Annotated in this window: 13 protein-coding genes; 7 read left to right on the top strand and 6 right to left on the bottom strand. The window is 69.1% G+C overall.

Annotated elements, in window-relative coordinates; all coding sequences use genetic code 11:
- Positions 1–31 precede the first annotated feature (31 nt).
- A complete protein-coding gene (locus tag ASD79_RS12405; RefSeq protein ID WP_056722045.1) occupies positions 32–697 on the bottom strand; it encodes a hydrolase in 666 nt (221 codons plus the stop codon).
- A gap of 222 nt (positions 698–919) precedes the next feature.
- On the opposite strand from ASD79_RS12405, the gene ASD79_RS12400 reads away from it, so the two are divergent.
- Positions 920–1,537 carry a flavin reductase family protein gene (locus ASD79_RS12400; RefSeq protein WP_082584909.1) on the top strand — a complete coding sequence of 206 codons (618 nt, stop codon included), beginning with the start codon at positions 920–922 and terminating at the stop codon, positions 1,535–1,537.
- Positions 1,538–1,631: 94 nt separating this feature from the next.
- On the opposite strand, the gene ASD79_RS12395 is transcribed toward ASD79_RS12400, so the two are convergent.
- The 5 genes from ASD79_RS12395 to ASD79_RS12375 form a co-directional block, all read right to left on the bottom strand.
- Positions 1,632–2,783, bottom strand: a complete 1,152-nt coding sequence (locus tag ASD79_RS12395; protein WP_056722041.1) for a DSD1 family PLP-dependent enzyme — start codon at positions 2,781–2,783, stop codon at positions 1,632–1,634.
- A gap of 13 nt (positions 2,784–2,796) precedes the next feature.
- Positions 2,797–4,071 (bottom strand): D-arabinono-1,4-lactone oxidase, encoded by a 1,275-nt coding sequence (locus tag ASD79_RS12390; protein WP_056722038.1) that lies wholly within the window; start codon positions 4,069–4,071, stop codon positions 2,797–2,799.
- 63 nt (positions 4,072–4,134) lie between these two features.
- On the bottom strand, positions 4,135–4,812 hold the full coding sequence (locus tag ASD79_RS12385; protein ID WP_056722036.1) for a TetR/AcrR family transcriptional regulator: 678 nt from the start codon (positions 4,810–4,812) through the stop codon (positions 4,135–4,137).
- A 165-nt stretch (positions 4,813–4,977) separates the two neighbouring features.
- Positions 4,978–6,153, bottom strand: a complete 1,176-nt coding sequence (locus ASD79_RS12380) for an MFS transporter (protein ID WP_056722624.1) — start codon at positions 6,151–6,153, stop codon at positions 4,978–4,980.
- Positions 6,154–6,170: 17 nt separating this feature from the next.
- Positions 6,171–8,429 carry a TonB-dependent receptor gene (locus ASD79_RS12375; RefSeq protein ID WP_056722033.1) on the bottom strand — a complete coding sequence of 753 codons (2,259 nt, stop codon included), beginning with the start codon at positions 8,427–8,429 and terminating at the stop codon, positions 6,171–6,173.
- A gap of 240 nt (positions 8,430–8,669) precedes the next feature.
- Between ASD79_RS12375 and ASD79_RS12370 the strand changes: the two genes are divergently transcribed.
- The 6 genes from ASD79_RS12370 (at position 8,670) to ASD79_RS12345 (ending at position 18,040) form a co-directional block, all read left to right on the top strand.
- Entirely contained in the window at positions 8,670–10,025 is a 1,356-nt protein-coding gene (locus ASD79_RS12370; protein WP_056722031.1) for a DUF5690 family protein, read from the top strand.
- 77 nt (positions 10,026–10,102) lie between these two features.
- A complete protein-coding gene (locus ASD79_RS12365) occupies positions 10,103–10,429 on the top strand; it encodes a hypothetical protein (RefSeq protein WP_056722028.1) in 327 nt (108 codons plus the stop codon).
- Between the two features lie 52 nt (positions 10,430–10,481).
- The gene (locus tag ASD79_RS12360) at positions 10,482–11,738 is read left to right on the top strand and encodes a TolC family protein (RefSeq protein ID WP_056722026.1); all 1,257 of its coding nucleotides are present in this window, start codon (positions 10,482–10,484) and stop codon (positions 11,736–11,738) included.
- Positions 11,735–12,895, top strand: coding sequence for an efflux RND transporter periplasmic adaptor subunit (locus ASD79_RS12355; RefSeq protein WP_056722024.1), 1,161 nt, complete (start codon positions 11,735–11,737; stop codon positions 12,893–12,895). The genes ASD79_RS12360 and ASD79_RS12355 overlap by 4 nt, the downstream gene beginning before the upstream one ends.
- The gene (locus ASD79_RS12350; protein WP_056722022.1) at positions 12,895–16,113 is read left to right on the top strand and encodes an efflux RND transporter permease subunit; all 3,219 of its coding nucleotides are present in this window, start codon (positions 12,895–12,897) and stop codon (positions 16,111–16,113) included. The genes ASD79_RS12355 and ASD79_RS12350 overlap by 1 nt, the downstream gene beginning before the upstream one ends.
- Positions 16,114–16,327: 214 nt before the next feature.
- Positions 16,328–18,040: a ShlB/FhaC/HecB family hemolysin secretion/activation protein gene (locus ASD79_RS12345; RefSeq protein ID WP_056722019.1), complete on the top strand. Its 1,713-nt coding sequence runs from the start codon at positions 16,328–16,330 to the stop codon at positions 18,038–18,040.
- Positions 18,041–18,064 lie beyond the last annotated feature (24 nt).

The raw sequence follows: 18,064 nt of genomic DNA, 5'->3' as shown, positions 1-18,064 counted from the left end.
GTGGCGGGACCCCGGGTCCCGCCACGGTCAGTCAGGCGGCGTGCGAGCCTTCCGACGCGCCGAACATCGTCTTGGCGTAGATGATGCCCAGGCCGTAGGCGCCGCCGAACTTCTTGGCGACGCCGGTCGTCATTTCGTAGGTCTCGGTCCGGGCCCAATCGCGCTGCAGTTCCAGCAGGTACTGCAGCGAGGTCATCGGCCGGGCGCCGGCCTGGATCATCCGCGCCACGGCGCGCTCATGCGCCTCGACCGAGACGTCGCCGCAGGCGTCGGTGATGAAATAGACCTCGAAACCCTGGGCCAGGGCCGACAGGGCTGGACCAACGATGCAGACGCCCGTCCACAGACCAGCCAGCACAAGGCGGTCCTTGCCGATGGCGTTGACGCGCTTGATGACATTGGCGTCTTCCCAGGTGTTCATCGAGGTGCGGTCGGTGACCTCGGCGCTTGGGAAGGCGTCCTTGATCTCCTCGAAGATCGGGCCCGAAAAGCTCTTCTCCGCCACCGTCGTCAGGATGGTCGAGACCCCGAAGCCGGCGGCGGCGTGCGCCACCAGAGCGGCGTTGGTGCGCAGGTTGGTGGCGTCGATCGAGTGGGTCGCGAACGCCATCTGCGACTGGTGGTCGATCATGATCAGGGTGTGATCGGTCGGGGTCAGCAGCAGCGGACCGGGGGTTGGTGTCGCGAGGATGGGCATGGGTTCTTCCAGCTGATCGAGGAATGCGCCGCAGCCCTGGCCAGCCAAAGGGCGCGGCCTTCGGCGGTCAGGTCCGTGGAGAGGCAAAGGCTACAAGGCGCGGCGTCGGCGGGATTGGATGTTTCGGACGCGGTTTTGCAGCTTCCGACGGCGGCGGACCGACTTGCCGAATCCGGCGTCCCGGCCTGTATGGGGACCTTGGCCGGAGACAGGCAGGCGACCATGACCGCGATCCATTCCTATGCCCCCAAGGACGGCCACGGCCTGAAGCACGATCCCCTGAACGCCATTGTCGCGCCCCGGCCGATCGGCTGGATCTCGACGGTCAGCGCGGCCGGTGTGCGCAACCTGGCGCCCTACAGCTTCTTCAACGCCTTCAACTACCGGCCGCCGATCATCGGGTTTTCGAGCACCGGCTGGAAGGACTCGGTGCGCAACATCGAGGAGACCGGCCAGTTCGTCTGGAACCTGGCGACCCGGCCGCTGGCCGAGGCGGTGAATCTCACCTCGGCGATGGTTCCCGGCGATGTCGACGAATTCGCCCTGGCTGGCCTGACGCCCACGCCCTCACAGCGGGTGACGCCGCCCCGCGTGGCGGAAAGCCCGGTGGCGTTCGAATGTCGGCTGACGCAGCTGATCCGGCTCACGAACGCCGAAGGCCGCCCCGTCGACGCATGGCTGACCCTGGGCGAGGTGGTGATGGTCCACATCGACCGGGCGCTGCTGACGGACGGCGTCTACGACACCGTGGCCGCCGAACCGATCCTGCGTGGCGGCGGTCCGGCCGACTATTTCGGGATCAGCGACGACCAGAAGTTCCAGACGTTCCGGCCGAGCTAGAGCCCCGCCCTGATTACATCAGCTCGGGGTTCTAGATCTTTGTTTTAGCTTATTTTCTTCACGCGAACCGGTATCCACTTCGCTCGAAAATGCTCTAGCGGGAGCGCCCCCGGGCCGAGACCGGCCACAGCGCCACCAGGGTGTCGCCGTCGACCACGTGGTAGGTGTCGTAGAGGTTCACCGTCGGATCGCAATGCGGCGCGCCCAGCACCACCCGCTCGCCCAGGGTCGGCGTCGCCTGGCCCGAAGGCGGCAGGATCGCGCCGTGTTCGTCGCCCATGAAGAAGTAGCGCGACCCCTCCGGCGCGCCGGCCAGGACCTTGGGCGGTTCGGCGTCGGTCGACAGCGCCTTGAAGCCGGCGTCGACGGTGGCCATGCCGGGGGTGTTGGCGCTGACCACGCGAGCGTCGATCAATAGCGAAGCCTCGTAGGGACTGGCGTCGGCCCCGTCGCCGGCGATGTCGCAGACCAGGTACTGGCCGTCCATGAACACGTAGGAGCCGACCTGCAGTTCGGTGAAGATGTTCAGCTCGGCGTCGATGCGATGGGAGCCGGTGCCCGAGCCGCTGACGATCGGCGGTGGGCCGCCGGCCGCGGTCAAGGCGTCGATCACCGAGCGGATATAGGCGCCGCGGTCCTCCAGATTGGCCTTGCGGTCGGCGAAGCTCTCGATGTGCTGCTGCATGCCGCAATAGCATTGCAGGCCGGCATAGGTCAGGCCCGGCTGGGCCTGGATGGCCGCCAGCAGGGCGACAGCGGCCTCGGGCGAGGCGACGCCCGTGCGATGGATGCCGGGATCAAGGTCGATGACCACCTTCAACGGCTTGCCGGCGGCCATGGCGGCCTCGCCCAGGGCGGCGACGTTGGCCGGGTGATCGACCACGGCCATCAGGTCGGTCGTCGTCCCGTTGAGGGCGACCAACCGGGCGATGGCGGGCATCGAAACGACCGGCGAGGTGATCAGCAGGCCGGTCGTCACCCCGCCCTCGGCCAGGACCTCGGCCTCGCCGATCTTGGCGCAGCACAGGCCGACGGCGCCGGCCGCCAGCTGCAGCTTGGCGATGTCGACGCTCTTGTGGGTCTTGGCGTGCGGTCGGAGCTTCAGGTCCTTGTCGGCCGCGAACGTGGCCATGCGGGCGATGTTGCGCTCCAGGGCCGGGCGGTCGATCACCAGGACCGGGGTGTTGAGGTCGCGGCGCGAACCCTGGGCGCCGATCAGGTGGGCGTGCAGGTCTTGGTCGGTCATGGCGCGGTTCCGATCAGAGGCCGAAGAGTTCGGTCAGGTGAGTATTGGCGAACTTGCCGGCCGGATCCCAGGTCTTGCGCACCGCCAGGAAGTCGGCGGCGCGGGGATACAGCCTGTGGACGTCGGCGGGCGTGAGGGAGTGGCGCTTGGCCCAGTGCGGTCGGCCGGCGCCGTCACGCAGCACCGCCTCCATCTCGGCGAAGGCCGGGCGCCAGGGCATCTTGGCGTACTGGTGGAACGAGATCGAGGCCCCCGGACCCGCGTTGAACGGGCTCATCCAGATGTCGTCGCCGGCCGCCAGGCGGAACTCGAACGGGAAGGTGATCGGCAGGCGGCGCTTGCGGATGTGGTCGATGGCGGCGCGCAGGGTCGGCAGGCCGGCGGCGCGCGGCAGTTCGTACTCCATCTCCTCGAAGCGGATGTTGCGCTCGGAGGGGAAGATGGCGTGGGCCGGACCGACCCGGCGGCTGGACTTGCCGGCCAGGCGCATGATCAGGCGCTGCAGCGGCGGCGTCAGGTGGGGGAGGGCGGCGCAGATGTCGCAGATCATCTTGAACGTCGCCTCGTCGGTTTCGCCGGCCTCGCTGGGCGGACGGCCGGGCGTGTCGGCGGGGACCGGGTGCAGGGTCTTGAAGATCACGTCGTCGCAATAGGGGAAGACGAAGAACTCCATGTGGCGGGTGGCGGCGGCCAGCTCGTCCAGGCGCTCGGCGACCTCGGCCAGCGGCCGGCGCTCGACGCGTTCCTCCAGGTGGTAGGCCGGCAGGACGTTGATCCGGATCTCGACCGCCACGCCGAACAGGCCGAGCGACAGGCGCTGCGCCTCGTACAGTTCGGGATTGAGCGTCGGCCCGCATTCGACGATCTGACCGGCGGCGGTCATCAGCCGGAATCCACAGGCCTGGGTCGACAGGCTGCCCAGCTCCGCGCCCGTGCCGTGGGTGCCTGTCGAGACGGCGCCGGCCAGGGACTGGGGATTGATGTCGCCCTGATTGATCAGCGACAGGCCTTCGTCCCACAGCGCCGCCGTCAGTTTCTTGAGGCTCCAGCCGGCCGGGGCCCAGACCGTGCGACGGTCGGGCGCGATGTCGATCGCGCCTTCGTAGTCGGCCAGGCTGAGCAGCAGGTCGCTGGTTTCGCAGAGCGGCATGAACGAGTGACCCGCGCCGACGACGCGGACCTTGCCGGCCTGGGCGACCAGGGCCGCCAGTTCGCCGGCGTCGCGCGGCCGGGCGATGAGCCGAGGGGAGGTCACGACGCTGCCCGACCAGTTGTTCCATCCCGTCATCGCGTTCCCCCCGATTGTGATGACGATATGATAGTAAAAGCTAGCGTATTGGCAAGCCGTCGTTCACGGAGCGTCGGCGATGGTCTCGAAATAGCGGTCGAACAGCAGGCAGACCTCGCGGATCAGGGCGTCGGCGTCGCGGTCGGGCTCCTCGACAGCCATCTCGGTGGCGGCGTAGGTCAGTTCCACTGTCATCCGCATGGCGATGCGCAGGCGGGCCTCGGAGACCTGCGGGAACCGTTCGCGCATGAACTCCACGAAGCGGTCGGCGACCATGTCGCGCGAGGCGAAGCGCAACTGCTGCAGCATCGGCACGGCGCGCAGGGCCCGGCCGATCGCCGCGCCGCCGGGAAAGCGCCGGGTCATTTCGATCATCTCGGTGAGCATGACCACGTTCTTGTCGATCCGCTCCCTGGCGGTCGCGCCGTCGAAGCCGCCAGCCTCGATCCAGGCGAACACCGCGTCGTCCTGGGCCTTCATCAGCCGGTCGCCCAGCGCCTTGAGGATCGCGTACTTGTTGGGAAAATAGCGGTACAGGGCGGGCGGCGTCAGGCCGGCGCGCTTGCAGATGGCGTTGGTGCTCAGTTGCTCGAAGCCGTACTCGCCCAGCAGTTCGCCGGCCGTGGACAGCACGATCTCGTAGGTGTCCTGGCCGCGGGCCTGGGTGGGCTGAAGCTTGGCGTCCAGCGCGATGTCGGGGGCCGTCGAGGACGCGGTCTTCCTGGCCGTCGTCTTCGGCATGGCGGTTCTCCTTCACGTCCTCTCTGGACTAAAGCCCCGACCTGATTGCATCAGATCTGGGCTTTAGATATTTGTTTTAACGCATTTTCTTCACGCGAACCGGAATCCACTTCGCTCGAAAATGCTCTAGAGCGCTTCACCTGAAAAGCCAATCGGCGCGCGTCGTTAGGCGACGAAGCGAGGCCGGGTCAGGTGCAGGCCGGCGATGATCACCAGGGTGATGACCGCCAGGATCACGCCCAGCCAGACCGCGGGCCGCACGTCCGCGCCAGTGACGACGAACGAGGCGAGCAGCGGGCCCGCGCCGCAGCCCAGCAGGCTGGCGCCCGGTCCCAGCAGCGCCGCCCGCCGGCTGGGATCGGCCTCGATGGCCAGGGGCGTCAGGAACGGTGAGGCGAACAGCCAGACGAAGCCGAACAGTCCCGAGACCGCCAGGAACATCACCGCGGACGGCAGGCTGGCCATCACCAGCAACGCGCCGATCGCCACGAGCACGGCGACGGTCAGCGACCAGAACCACGACAGCCGGCCGGCCAGGGCCGTGGCGACCGCGCCGCCCGCCACCTGGGCGGCCAACGACACCGCGAAGGCCGCGCTGGCCGTCGTCGTGGGGTGACCGGCCTGGCGCGACAGCGGCTCGACATAGATCCAGGCGGCCAGGATGAAGGCCTGGAAGCACAGCACGGCGGCCAGGGCGATCCAGCCGCGCGGACTGGGCAGGCCCTTGGGATTGTCGGCCGCCTCCGCCAATGGGGCGTAGGCGCGGGGAACGGCCAGGCCGACGACGGCCGCGCTCACGGTCAGGATCGCCAGCACCACGAAGCCGCCGTCCGGGCCGAATGGCCCGACGACGAAGGCCCCGATCCCGGCCACCACGCCCAGCTGGAGCAGGGTCTGGATGGTCAGGTAGAGGCCCGCCCAGCGCTCGGGACGTGGCGCGCGGACGATCATGCCGGTGATCAGCCAGATCATCGCGCCGGCCGGCAAGCCCGCCAGGGCGCGCACCAGGGTCAGGGCGTCGCCCGACATCCGCGTGGTCGCCATGTCCAGGGCCGCCAGCAGCAGGCCGCAACCCACGGCGGCCAGCCGCAGCCGGCGCTCGCCGAACAACGGGCCAACGATGGCCGCGCCGACCCCCATGGCCACCAGTTCGGCCATGCCGGCCTGACCGATCTGCGCCGCCGTCAGCCGGCCGGCCGCCTCCATGCCGCCGAGCAGCAGCGGCCCGACGCCGGGAAACAGCACCCCGACCAGCCCGACCCAGAACACGGCCAGGCGCTGGACGAGGCTGGGCGGATCGCCGATCCAGGCGCCCGTGGGCGACGGGGCTTCCGCCGTCATGATCGCCTCGGCCGCGCTCAATATTTCGCCCGGAAATAGACGCCGTAGGTGCGGGGCGGCCCCATGCTGAACACGTCGAATCCGAAGGCGGCGATCGGGGTGATGTCGGAGATGTTGGTCGTGTCGAACAGGTTCTTGCCCCACAGGCCCAGTTCATAGCGACCGTCGGCGAGACGCCAGCCGACCTGGCCGTTGACGAAGGCGCGCGCCTTGTCGCTGAGCCGCTCGGTGTTGGCGGTGTCGTAATAGACCTTGCCGCGATAGGTGAAGTCGATCTGAGACACCATGTCGCCCGTCGGCAGCGGATGCTCGTAACGGGCGGCGCCGTTCAGACTGGTCTTCGGGGCCGAGGGCAGGGTGTTGCCGGAGTAGTCGTTGCCGACCGACTGGAAGTCCTTGTACTCGGCGCTCAGCAGCGATGCGCCGAGGGTCAGGCTCAGGCCCTTCATGGGACGCGCCTCGATCTCGGCCTCGCCGCCATAGACCCGCGCCGCCGAGGCGTTGGTGAACAGCTGCACCGGCAGGCCGTTGCGCTGGATCACCGTATAGACCTGCAGGTCCTTGTAATCATAGTAGAAGGCCGAGACGTTGACGCGCAGGCGGCGGTCGAGGAACTCGCTCTTCGCCCCTACCTCGTAGGCGTTGACGGTTTCGTCCTTGTAAGGACCGATGTCGGCTCGATCGGTGGTCTGACCGCTGAAGAAGCCGCCGCTCTTGGTGCCGCGATTGTAGGTCGCATAGAGGTTGGCGTCTTCGCTCAGCTTGTACTGCAGGCCCAGGCGCCCCGACACCGAGCTGAAGATCTTGGAGTCGTCGAGGGTGAACAGGGTGACCAGCCCGTAGTCGACGTCGCTGACATAGTGGAAGGTCTTTTCATCCTGCGACCAGCGCAGGCCGGCGGTCAGGGTCAGGCGATCGTTGAGGTCGTAATCGGCCTGGCCGAAGGCGGCGTAGCTGGTGGTTTTCTGGTGCAGGGGCCAGCCGAACACGCCGATGCTCCCGGCCGGGTCCATGCCGGTGGGGTTTTCGGGCGTTGGGACCCGTAGCACGTCCAGCACGTCGTAGTGGCTGTCATTGTCCAGGTTGTCTCTGGCCGCATAGACGCCGGCCACCCAGCGCAAGGCGGTCGTGCCGTTCGACTGCAGCCGCAGTTCCTGGCTGGTGGTGTCCTGTTTGGCGATGTAGCGGGCGCCGAAGATCGAGATCGGATTGGCGTCGGTCTCTTCCAGGTCGTCGCGCTTGGCGCTCTGGTAGCCAGTGACGGAATAGAGCGTCACGCCGCCGAAGTCGTAGCTGATCGAGGTCGTGGCCCCGAACAGCTTGACGATGTCCTTGCCCTCGAAACGGTAGTCGCCCTCGTACTTGTTGTTGCTGGTGTTGGCGTATCCGAGGGCGTTCGTGCACTGACCGGAGGTGTAGTAGTCGGGCTTGCAGAAGAAGTAGCCGAAGGTCGGATCGGGCAGGGCGGTGCTGGCCGCTTCCGGGGTCTGGGCGATTAGCGAGCGGTTGTAGGTCAGGATCGAGCCGCCGCTCGACTTGCTGTAGTTCACGGATACATCGACGGTCAGCTTGTCGTCGGGCGTGAAGCGCAGGGCGCCGCGCACGGCCTTGCGGTCGGCGTCGTTGCCCTTGTTGCCGGTCAGGCGATTGAGCGTGTAGCCGTCGCTCTTGTCGTAGAGGCCGCTGATCCGGAACGACAGGTCGTCGCCGCCGAGCGGGCCGCCGAATCCGCCCTGGACATTGAGTGAATTGAACCGGCCATAGTCGACGGCCAGGTCCGCGCCGGGCGTGTTGCTCGGCTTCTTGGTGGTGACGTTGATCGCCCCGCCCGTGGTGTTGCGGCCGTAGAGCGTGCCCTGCGGGCCACGCAGCACCTCGACCTGCTGCAGGTCGTAGAAGCCGGCCATCTGGGCCATCGGGGAGGCGACATAGACCCCGTCGAGATAGACCCCGACGGCGCTGGCGGTGCTGGGGTTGAAGTCGTTGACCCCGATGCCGCGGATGAAGATGCGCGGATTGGCGGCGTTGTCGTCGGTCTTGATCTGCAGGCCCGGCGACAGGCCCGACAGCGCCAGGACGTCGCCGACCCGCTGGTTCTTCAGTTGATCAGCGGTGAAGGCGGTCACCGAGACCGGCACGTCCTGCAGGTTTTCCGAACGTTTCTGGGCGGTGACGACGATCTCTTCGAGCGCGGTCGCCTCCTGAGCCATGGCCTGTCCGGCCGCCGCGACCATCGCCGCGCTTGCGACGCCTGCGAGCACCTGAAGCTTTCGCATCCCACATCCCCACTGCTGCTTTTGGAGATATAGTAGTTATAGCTATCGTTATGGCAAGCACCGTTCGTGGAGCCGCGTTCGTCCACGGCGGATCGGTCCGAACGGGGCGTTTCGGGGCAGGTCCAGGTCCGGAAAGCCCGAAAATTGATCCGAAACCGGATGGCGTCGAATCCGATCGGTGTTGACAGGGATCACCGAACGCGGCGCCCATGGCGCGACACGCGGCGGAGGGGCGAAGCGATGGGCATTGGCGGCACTCCGGCGTCGACATCAAGACAGAGCCGGGTCACGCGGGCCCTGGTCGCCGCGCCGCCCTGGGCGTTCGCGCTGTATGGCGGCCTGGCGTCGTTCGCGGTCTATTTCTCGATGTTCGCCTACCGCAAGCCGTTCGCCGCGGCGAGCTACGACCACATCGCCGGCTGGCCCTTCGCCATCGACTTCAAGATCGCCCTGGTGATCGCCCAGGTCGCCGGTTACGCCGCCGCCAAGATCATCGGCGTCAAGGTGGTCTCGGAGATGCGCCCCGAGCAACGCGCCTGGGCCATCGTGCTGCTGATCGGCGGGGCCGAACTGTCGTTGCTTGGCCTGGGCTTGGCGCCGTCGAGTTTCGGTCCCGTCGCGCTGTTCGCCAACGGCCTTAGCCTGGGGATGATCTGGGGCCTGGTGTTCGGCTTCCTGGAGGGCCGGCGGTTGTCGGAAGTGCTGGGCGCCATGCTGTGCGCCAGCTTCATCCTGGCCTCCGGCGTGGTGAAGTCGGTGGGCAAGGGGTTGTTGCTGCAAGGCGTCGACGAGCGCTGGATGCCCGCGGTGACCGGCCTGATCTTCACGCCCCTGCTGCTGGTCGCGGTCCTGGCCCTGGCGCAGCTACCGCCGCCGAACGCCGAGGACGAAGCGGCGCGGGTGCGTCGCGCGCCGATGACCGCCAAGGCTCGCGCGGCGATGTTCGCCTCCCATGCTCCGGTCCTGATCCTGCTGGTGGCGGTCTATGTGCTGGTCACCGCCCTGCGCGATTTCCGCGACAACTTCGCGGCCGAGATCTGGGCCGAGCTGGGTTACCAGAACGCCGCCTCGATCCTGGCCCTGTCGGAGATTCCCGTCGCGATCATCGTCCTGATCGGCTTGGCCATGCTGATGCGGGTGCGCGACAATCATCGCGCCGTGGCCTTCAACCTCGGCTTCGTCGCCCTGGGCCTGGCGCTGCTGGGCGTTTCCACCCTGGGCCACCAGTTGGGACTGCTGGGGCCGGTCGCCTGGATGGTCGCCCTCGGGGCCGGCGTCTACATGGCCTACACGCCGTTCAACGGCATCCTCTTCGATCGCATGGTCGCCGCCACCGGCCGGGTCGGCACGGCCGGCTTCCTGATCTACGTGGCCGACGCCAGCGGCTATGTCGGCAGCGTCGCCCTGATGCTGGCGCGCTATTTCGCCAGGCTGGAACTGGCGTGGAGCGCATTCCTCGGCGGCGCGGCCTACGTCACCTGCGGGCTGGGCCTGATCGGCGTGCTGCTGGCCGGCGTGCTGCTGTCGCGCCGGACCAGCCGCGCACAGCGACGGGAGGAGGTCGTCGCCCAACCGGTCGCCGGCGTCCAACCGTGATTATGTAACGCATTCCCGCGCCGTCGCGGTGACGCTATAGGGCGAGGATGAGGCGGCTTACGACATGGTTGCGCGGCATGGGAGGCCTTCTGGCCGCCTGTCTGCTCGTCGCGCTGGTCGTCACGCCGGCCATCGACGCCGCGGTCTGCGCGGGCGACGACCGCCCGGTCATTACCGGCGCGCCGCAGGTCTCCGCCGTGGAAGCGGCTGATCATCAGGTCCCACACCCGATCGACGCCGGCGACTGCCAACACGGCCATTGCCACCATGGCGCGCCGATGCTGGGCGGCCTGTTCGACGCCGACCCGGCCCTGATCCTGGCCGACGGTTCGCCGCCCGTGTCGCGCGCCCGCGCGCTCGCCTCCCTCGACCTGGCCGGACCAGAGAGACCGCCCCGCGCCTGACGGACCGCGCGCGCCTTGGCGTGCTCCTTTCCGTCACATCGCGAGGATTTTCATGTCATCGACCCGATGGCCGCTGCGTGCGGCCTTGGCCTGCGTCGTCGCCGGAGCGTTTAGTTCCGGCCCGGTCCTGGCCGACCCGGCGCCCGCCTACGCCGAACTCCTGCGGCGAGCCCAGTCCGCCGCCCCCCGTCTGGCCGAGAGTCGGGCCCATGTCGCCCAGTCCGAAGGCCTGGCCCGCCAGGCCGCGGTCCGACCCAATCCGACCCTGAGCCTGGAGGTCGAAAACTTCGCCGGACAAGGGCCGTTCAAGGGCGGCGACGCCGCTGAAAGCACCGCCTCGGTCCAGCAGGCGCTGGAGCTGGGCGGCAAGCGTCCGGCCCGCATCGCCGCCGGTCGGGCTGAACTGGAGGTCGCCCGCGCCAGGGCGGCCATGGTCGACGCCGCCTTCGCCTTCGACCTGGCCCAGGCCTATGCCGGGGCCGAAGCCGCCGACCTGCGATTCAAGCTGGCCAGCGACGCCATCGCCCTGGCCGAAGAGGATCTCCGGGTCACCCGCGCCCTGGTAGAGGCCGGCAAGGAGGCCGAGCTTCGGGTTCTGCAGGCGCGCTCGGTCATCGAAACCGCCCGCGCCCAGTTGGGCGAAGCCCAGGCCGAGCGGGAAGGGGCCTTCGCCCGGCTGACCGCCCTGACGGGCGATGATCCGCCGATCACCTCGATCGCCGTCAGCCTGCTGGCCCATGCCGACCGCATGGAGGCGCTGCCCGCCGTCGATCCGATCGACACGCCGGCCTATCTGGCCGCCCAGGCTGAACGCGAAGCGGCCGCGCGCCGGGTTCGGGTCGAGCAGACCCGGGCGGCGCCGGACGTCTCGGTGTCGGTCGGGGTCCGTCGACTGGCGGGGGACGACGCCACCGCCCTGGTGGCCGGCGTCTCCGCGCCGTTCCCGATCTTCGACCGCAACCGCGGCGCGATCTCCGCTTCCCGGGCGGAGTTGACGGCGGCCGAGGCGCGTCTAGGCGCGGCCCGGCTCGACGCCCAGGCCGAGATCGCCTCGGCGCTGTCCAAGGCCGAGGCGGCCCAGACCCGGGTCGCCGCCAACCGCCAGGCCGAGGCGACCGCGACGCAGGCCTACCGGCTGACCCGCCTGGGCTATGAGGGCGGCAAGCTGCCGCTGGTCGAAGTCCTCAACGCCCGTCGCGTGCTGATCGAAGCGCGCGACCAGATCCTCAACGCCCGGCTCGAGCGCCTGACCGCCGAAGCCGCGCTCGCGCGCCTGCAGGGCGTCGCGCCGTTTGGAGACCACCCATGAAATCGTCCTCCTTGCCGCTCTACGGGAGCGTCGCCGCCGCAGTGCTGATCGCCGCCGTGGGCGGCTTCGGCCTGGCCAGGCTCACCCAGAAGACGCCCGTCGCGCCGATCGCCGAGGCTCATGCCGAAACCGAGGAGCACGCGGATCAGGTCGTGTTGAAGCCGGAGGCCATCCGGGCGGCCGGCATTCTCACCGAAACCGTCGCGGGCGGCGGCTTGTCGGCCGAGATCCTGGCTCAAGGCTCGGTCACCGCCTCGCCGGGCGGCCAGGCCGTGCTGACCGCCAGGGCCGGCGGCGCCGTCACCCGCATCTTCAAACGTCTGGGCGACCCTGTCGGGGCGGGCGAAACCCTGGCCATTGTCGAAAGCGGCGACGCGGCCCAGATCGCCGCCGACCGCACGACCGCCGCCGCCAAGGCCACGCTGGCCCAGAAAACCCTGGCCCGCGAGAAGTCGCTGTACGACCAGCGCGTCTCGCCCCGCCAGGATTACGAACAGGCGCAGACGGAGGCGGCCATGGCCAATGCCGAGGCCCGCCGGGCCCAGGTAGCCGCGGGCGCCGCCCGGGTTACCGCCGATGGCCGGGGCGTCAGGGTCACCAGCCCGATCGCCGGCCGGGTGACGGCCGCCCCGGCCAGCCTCGGCGCCTTCGTCGAGCCGCAGACCGAGCTGTTCCGCGTCGCCGACCCCCGCCAGGTCCAAGTCGAGGCCTTCGTCACCGGGACCGACGCCCAGCGCATCGCGCCCGGCGACCGGGCGGTGCTCGAACCCGGCGACGGCCGCACGCTCGATGTCGTCGTGCGCGCGATCACGCCGGGGCTCAGCGCCGAGACCCGGGCCGCCACGGTCGTCCTGACCCTTCCCGACGACGCGAGCCTGCAACCTGGCCAGACCCTGCGCGTGCGCATCCTGCCGGCGCGGGCGGCGGGGAGCGGGGGTGTCGTCGTGCCCGAGGAGGCGGTCCAGACCCTCGACGGCAAGGCCGTTGTCTTCATTCGGACGGCCGAGGGCTTCAGGGCCAAGGCCGTCCAGGTCGGCGCGCGGGGCGCCGGGCGCGTGGAGATCATCGGCGGCCTGACAGCCGGCCAGTCCGTGGCGACCAAGAACGCCTTCCTGCTCAAGGCCGAACTCGGCAAGGGCGAAGGGGAGGCCCACTGATGATCGCCAAGCTTCTGTCGTTCTCGGTGCGGGCCCGCTGGGCCGTGCTGTTCGTCGTCCTGGGAATCGCCACGCTCGGCGCCTGGCAGCTGACCAAGCTGCCGATCGACGCGGTGCCCGACATCACCAACAAGCAGGTGCAGATCAACACCAGCGACCCGTCGCTCTCGCCGACCGAGATCGAAAAGCGCGTGACCTTCCCGGTCGAGACGGCGCTGGCCGGCATTCCTGGCCTGGAGTCCACCCGGTCGATCTCGCGCAACGGCTTTTCGCAGGTCACGGCGGTCTTCAAGGAGAACGTCGACCTCTATTTCGCCCGCCAGCAGGTCAATGAGCGCCTGGCCCAGGCCCGCGACAGCCTGCCCGAAGGCGTCCAGCCGCAGATCGGCCCGGTGACCACGGGACTGGGCGAGGTCTTCATGTACGCCATCGACTTCGCCAATCCCGGCGGGCGCGGCGCGAAGATTCGGGATAGCGAACCGGGCTGGCAAAGCGACGGCGCGTTCCTGACGCCGGAGGGCGCGCGCCTGACCGACGAGGTGGCTCGCGCCGCCTATCTGCGCACTGTCCAGGACTGGATCATCAGCCCGCAGCTTCGCGGCGTCGCGGGCGTGGCCGGCGTCGACACCATCGGCGGCTTCGAAAAGCAGTACGTCGTCGAGCCCGACCCGGTGAAGCTGGCCGCCTATGGCGTGTCGTTCCCGGAACTGGCCAGGGCGCTGGAGGCCGCCAACCTCTCGGTCGGCGGCAATTTCGTCGAGCGGGCAGGGGAGGCCTACCTGGTCAGGGCCGACGCCCGTATCCGCAGCCTCGACGAAATCGCCGACGCCGTGATCGCCACCCGAGGCGGCGTCGCCGTCGCGGTCAAGGATGTCGCAGGCGTCCGGGTGGGCGGCGAACTGCGCACTGGCGCGGCCAGCATGAATGGTCATGAGGTGGTGATCGGCACCACCCTGATGCTGATCGGCGAAAACAGCCGCACCGTCGCCAAGGCGGTGGGCGAGAAGCTGACCCAGGTCGAGCGATCGCTGCCGCCGGGGATCATCGTCACCCCGACGCTCGACCGCTCCAAGCTGGTCAACGCCACCGTCGCCACCGTCCAGCGCAACCTGCTCGAAGGGGCGATCCTGGTGGCCGCGGCGCTGTTCCTGCTACTGGGCAATGTCCGCGCCGCCCTGATCGCGGTGCTGGTCATCCCGTTCTCGTTCCTGATGACCGCCATCGGCATGAACGGGCTGGAGGTCTCGGGCAACCTGATGAGCCTGGGCGCGCTGGATTTCGGCCTGATCGTCGACGGTACGGTGATCATCATCGAGAACTGCCTGCGCCGCCTGGCCGAGCGCCAGCACCGCGAAGGACGGCTTCTCACCCTGAACGAGCGCCTGGAGGAGACCGTCCTGGCCTCGCGGGAAATGATCCGGCCCACCGTCTATGGCCAGGCGATCATCTTCCTGGTCTTCGCGCCGCTGCTGACCTTCACCGGCGTCGAAGGCAAGACCTTCTCGCCGATGGCGATCACCCTGATGCTGGCCCTGGCCAGCGCCTTCGTGCTGTCGCTGACCTTCGTGCCAGCCATGGTCGCCCTGCTGATCCGCGGCAAGGTCGCCGAGAAGGACGTGCCGGTCGTCGCCTGGATCAAGCGGATCTACGCACCCGTCCTGCGCCGCTCGGTCGCCCGGCCGTGGCCGTTCATCGCCGCTGGCGTGGGTGTCTTCGCCCTGGCCGGGGTGGTCTTCACGTTCCTGGGTCAGGAGTTCATCCCCCAGCTCGACGAGAAGAACATCGCCCTGTCGTCGCAGCGGATTCCGTCCACCTCTCTCGAACAGTCGCTGGCCATGCAGAGACAGGTTGAACGAGCGATCACCAGCCTGCCCGAGGTCGAGCGGATGTTCTCCAAGACCGGCACCGCCGAAGTGGCCACCGATCCGATGCCGCCCAACATTTCCGACGGTTTCGTGATCCTCAGGCCGGAGAAGGACTGGCCCGACGGCGTCGACAGCAAGGCCGATGTCGTGGACCGGATCCAGGCCAGGCTCGACGGCCTGGTCGGCAACAGCTTCGAACTGACCCAGCCGATCCAGATGCGGTTCAACGAACTGATCGCCGGCGTGCGCGGCGACGTGGCCATCAAGCTCTATGGCGACGACCTGGAACAGATGAGCGCCGCGGCCGCCAGGATCGGCGCGGCCTTGCAAGCGACGCCCGGCGCCGCCGACGTCCGGGTCGAACAGACGGGCGGGGCGCCGACCCTGGACGTCCAGTTCGACCGAGCGGCCATCGCTCGCCTTGGCCTGACGGTCGAGGACGTGGCCGACACCGTCGCCGCGGCCCTGGGCGGCCGTGAGGCGGGCCTGATGTTCGAGGGCGACCGGCGCTTCGCCGTGGTCGTCCGCGTGCCGGCCGCCACCCGCGACGACCTGGATGTCCTGGGCGCCCTGCCGGTGATGCTGCCGGAGGAGGGCGATCACCCGCGCGCTTCCGTGCCTCTACGCGCCGTGGCCCGTTTCGCCCTCGCCGACGGCCTCAACCAGATCAGCCGCGAGAACGGCAAGCGCCGCGTGGTGGTCCAGGCCAATGTCCGAGGTCGCGACGTCGGCTCCTTCGTCGCCGAGGCCACGGGCAAGGTCGAGGCCGTGGCCCTGCCGTCCGGAACCTGGCTGGAATGGGGCGGCCAGTTCCAGAACCTCAAGGCGGCCTCCGACCGCCTGGCCATCGTCGTGCCGCTGTGCTTCGCCCTGATCTTCGCCATCCTCTACATGGCGCTGGGCGGATTTGGTCGCGCCTTGGCGGTGTTCACCGCCGTGCCGCTCGGCCTGGCCGGCGGGGTCTTCGCCCTGGCCATGACCGGCATCGCCTTCTCGGTGTCGGCGGCCGTCGGCTTCATCTGCCTGTCCGGCGTGGCGGTTCTCAACGGCCTGGTGGTGATGAGCAGCGTCCGCCAGCGTCTGGAAGGCGGCGTCGAACTGGCCCAGGCGATCATCGACGGGACCATGGAACGGGTGCGTCCGGTGATCATGACCGGGCTCGTGCCGGCCATCGGCTTCGTGCCCATGGCCCTGGCCCACGGCACGGGCGCCGAGGTGCAGAAGCCGCTGGCCATCGTCGTCATCGGCGGCCTGATCACCGCCACCGCCCTGACCCTGCTGGTCCTGCCGGCGATCAGCCAGGTGATCCTGAGGTTGCCGCGACGACTGTCCGCCAACGACGATCGAACCTGATCCATCCTGACCATGCCTGCTGCCGCTTCGGATCAAAGGCCCTGAAGCGGTGGCGGCGCCTCGGCCAATAGCGGCGCCGGATCCAGCCGTCTCGTCTCAAGCCCGCGGTTCCATGATCTCTGTTATCCGGGCGGGATTCGCGTCATAGTGTCGCAAAAGGTGGACGACGCCACGGTAGGTGGTCGGAGGGGGTTGCTTGCGAGTCTTGTTCAGGATGCGTCGCGCCGTTATCGGTGCGAGCGCGGTGGCATGTCTGGGCGCGGCCCTGCTCGCCGCGCCCCCGGCGACGGCCCAGGTGGCCCTGCCGTCACGCCAGGAGCTGGATCCGGCCCGCGCCGCCCCGATCGCGGCCGCGCCGCGCGGCGACCTGTTCAAGGGTGTCGAGGCCGGGCCCTGCGCCTTTCGCGACAGCGCCATCAAGGTCACCCTGAGCGCGGTGGAGTTCCATGGCGCGACGGCCAATAACGGGGGCGGCGCCCTGGCGCTGTCGGACCAGGCCTTGGCCTCGACCTATGCCGAGTTCATCGGCCGCGAGGCGCCGCTGAGCGTGGTCTGCGACATCCGTGACCGGGTCGCGGCGCTCTATCTGCGGCGCGGCGTGCTGGCCAGCGTGGTCATTCCGGAGCAGCGAATCGCCGAGGGCAAACTGACCTTGACGGTGGTCGAGGCTCGGATCGCGGCGGTGACCTATCACGGCGACGCCGGTCCGGCCCAGAAGCAGGTTGTCCGCTTCCTCGACCATCTGCGCGGCCTGGCGCCGTTCGATCTCGACGTCGCCCAGCGCTACCTGCTGCTGGCCTCCGACGTGCCCGGCGTACAAATCCAGTCGGTGCTCAAGCCCTCGCCGCTCGGCCAGGGCGCGCTGGACCTGGATGTCGCCATCACCCGCGACGCCGTCGACGGCTCGGCGCAGATCCAAAACTACGGTTCCAAGACCGTCGGCCGCGATCTGGCCCTGGCGCGGCTGGACCTCAACGGCTTCACCCCCCTGGGCGAGCGGACCTCGATCCTCGGCTACGGCACACTGTCCAGCGACGAGCAGCGGGTCATCCAAGTGGCCGAGCGCTTCTACATGGGCGGCGACGGCCTGGCAGCCGACCTTTCGGGCTCGTGGGCGTGGACCCGGCCCGGCGACACCCTCAAGCCGCTGGACCTGGAGGGCGAGTCGTTCGCCGGCAGCGTCCGCCTGACCTATCCGCTGATGCGCCATCGCCGCCACAACCTCAACATCGGGGTCGGGCTGGACTGGGTGGACCAGAAGGTCGAGTTCGGCGGCGGCGCGGCCGTGCTGACCGACGACCATCTGCGGGTGTTCTTCGTTCGGCTAGACGGCCATTTCGCGCCGGCCAGCCTGGCGGCCAATTCGGTGGCCCTGACCGGGATGTTCGAGCTGCGCCAAGGCGTTCACAGCCTCGGCGCCAGCCGCTACGGCGACCCGCGGGCCTCGCGCTTCCTGGGCAAGCCGGACGCCACGGTGATGCGGGCCGAGGGCGAGGTCGGCGGCCGCCTGGCTGGGCCGGTGATCGGCAAGCTGATCGTCGCCTGGCAGCATACGGACGATCCGCTGCTGTCCTACGAGGAATACGGGGTCGGCAACCTGACGGTCGGGCGGGGCTATGACCCGTCGGTGGCGTCCGGCGATCGCGCCGTCTCGGCCTCGGTCGAGGTCAGCACCGTGCCGCTGTCCTTGAATGGCGGCCGCGCCGCCTGGCGACCTTACGCCTTCTACGACGCCGCCGAGTTGACCAATCTCGGTTTCGGGGCCGGCAAGCTGGACCTGGCCTCGGCCGGGGTCGGGGTGCGGGCCCAGGTCACCTCGCGGATCGCCCTGGACCTGACCTGGGCCAAGCCGTTCGACAGCCCGTTCGGGACCGGCGACGAACCGCCGTCGCGCGTCCTGATCTCGCTGTCCGCCGCCCTGTTCTAGCCTGTCGAAGTTCCCGGAGTGTCC

Source organism: Caulobacter sp. Root655 (assembly GCF_001427665.1).
Lineage (GTDB): Bacteria > Pseudomonadota > Alphaproteobacteria > Caulobacterales > Caulobacteraceae > Caulobacter.
The sequence above is the reverse complement of the archived record's forward strand: the minus strand, read 5'-3'. Positions and strand labels throughout refer to the sequence as shown.

What these genes read in the sequence shown, in the direction of transcription:
- ASD79_RS12365 (WP_056722028.1), top strand. Translation starts at nt 10,103, where the DNA reads ATGGGAGGCCTTCTGGCCGCCTGTCTGCTCGTCGCGCTGGTCGTCACG.
- ASD79_RS12395 (WP_056722041.1), bottom strand. Translation starts at nt 2,783, where the DNA reads ATGACCGACCAAGACCTGCACGCCCACCTGATCGGCGCCCAGGGTTCG.
- ASD79_RS12385 (WP_056722036.1), bottom strand. Translation starts at nt 4,812, where the DNA reads ATGCCGAAGACGACGGCCAGGAAGACCGCGTCCTCGACGGCCCCCGAC.
- ASD79_RS12405 (WP_056722045.1), bottom strand. Translation starts at nt 697, where the DNA reads ATGCCCATCCTCGCGACACCAACCCCCGGTCCGCTGCTGCTGACCCCG.
- ASD79_RS12375 (WP_056722033.1), bottom strand. Translation starts at nt 8,429, where the DNA reads ATGCGAAAGCTTCAGGTGCTCGCAGGCGTCGCAAGCGCGGCGATGGTC.
- ASD79_RS12380 (WP_056722624.1), bottom strand. Translation starts at nt 6,153, where the DNA reads ATGACGGCGGAAGCCCCGTCGCCCACGGGCGCCTGGATCGGCGATCCG.
- ASD79_RS12390 (WP_056722038.1), bottom strand. Translation starts at nt 4,071, where the DNA reads ATGACGGGATGGAACAACTGGTCGGGCAGCGTCGTGACCTCCCCTCGG.
- ASD79_RS12400 (WP_082584909.1), top strand. Translation starts at nt 920, where the DNA reads ATGACCGCGATCCATTCCTATGCCCCCAAGGACGGCCACGGCCTGAAG.
- ASD79_RS12355 (WP_056722024.1), top strand. Translation starts at nt 11,735, where the DNA reads ATGAAATCGTCCTCCTTGCCGCTCTACGGGAGCGTCGCCGCCGCAGTG.
- ASD79_RS12360 (WP_056722026.1), top strand. Translation starts at nt 10,482, where the DNA reads ATGTCATCGACCCGATGGCCGCTGCGTGCGGCCTTGGCCTGCGTCGTC.
- ASD79_RS12370 (WP_056722031.1), top strand. Translation starts at nt 8,670, where the DNA reads ATGGGCATTGGCGGCACTCCGGCGTCGACATCAAGACAGAGCCGGGTC.
- ASD79_RS12350 (WP_056722022.1), top strand. Translation starts at nt 12,895, where the DNA reads ATGATCGCCAAGCTTCTGTCGTTCTCGGTGCGGGCCCGCTGGGCCGTG.
- ASD79_RS12345 (WP_056722019.1), top strand. Translation starts at nt 16,328, where the DNA reads ATGCGTCGCGCCGTTATCGGTGCGAGCGCGGTGGCATGTCTGGGCGCG.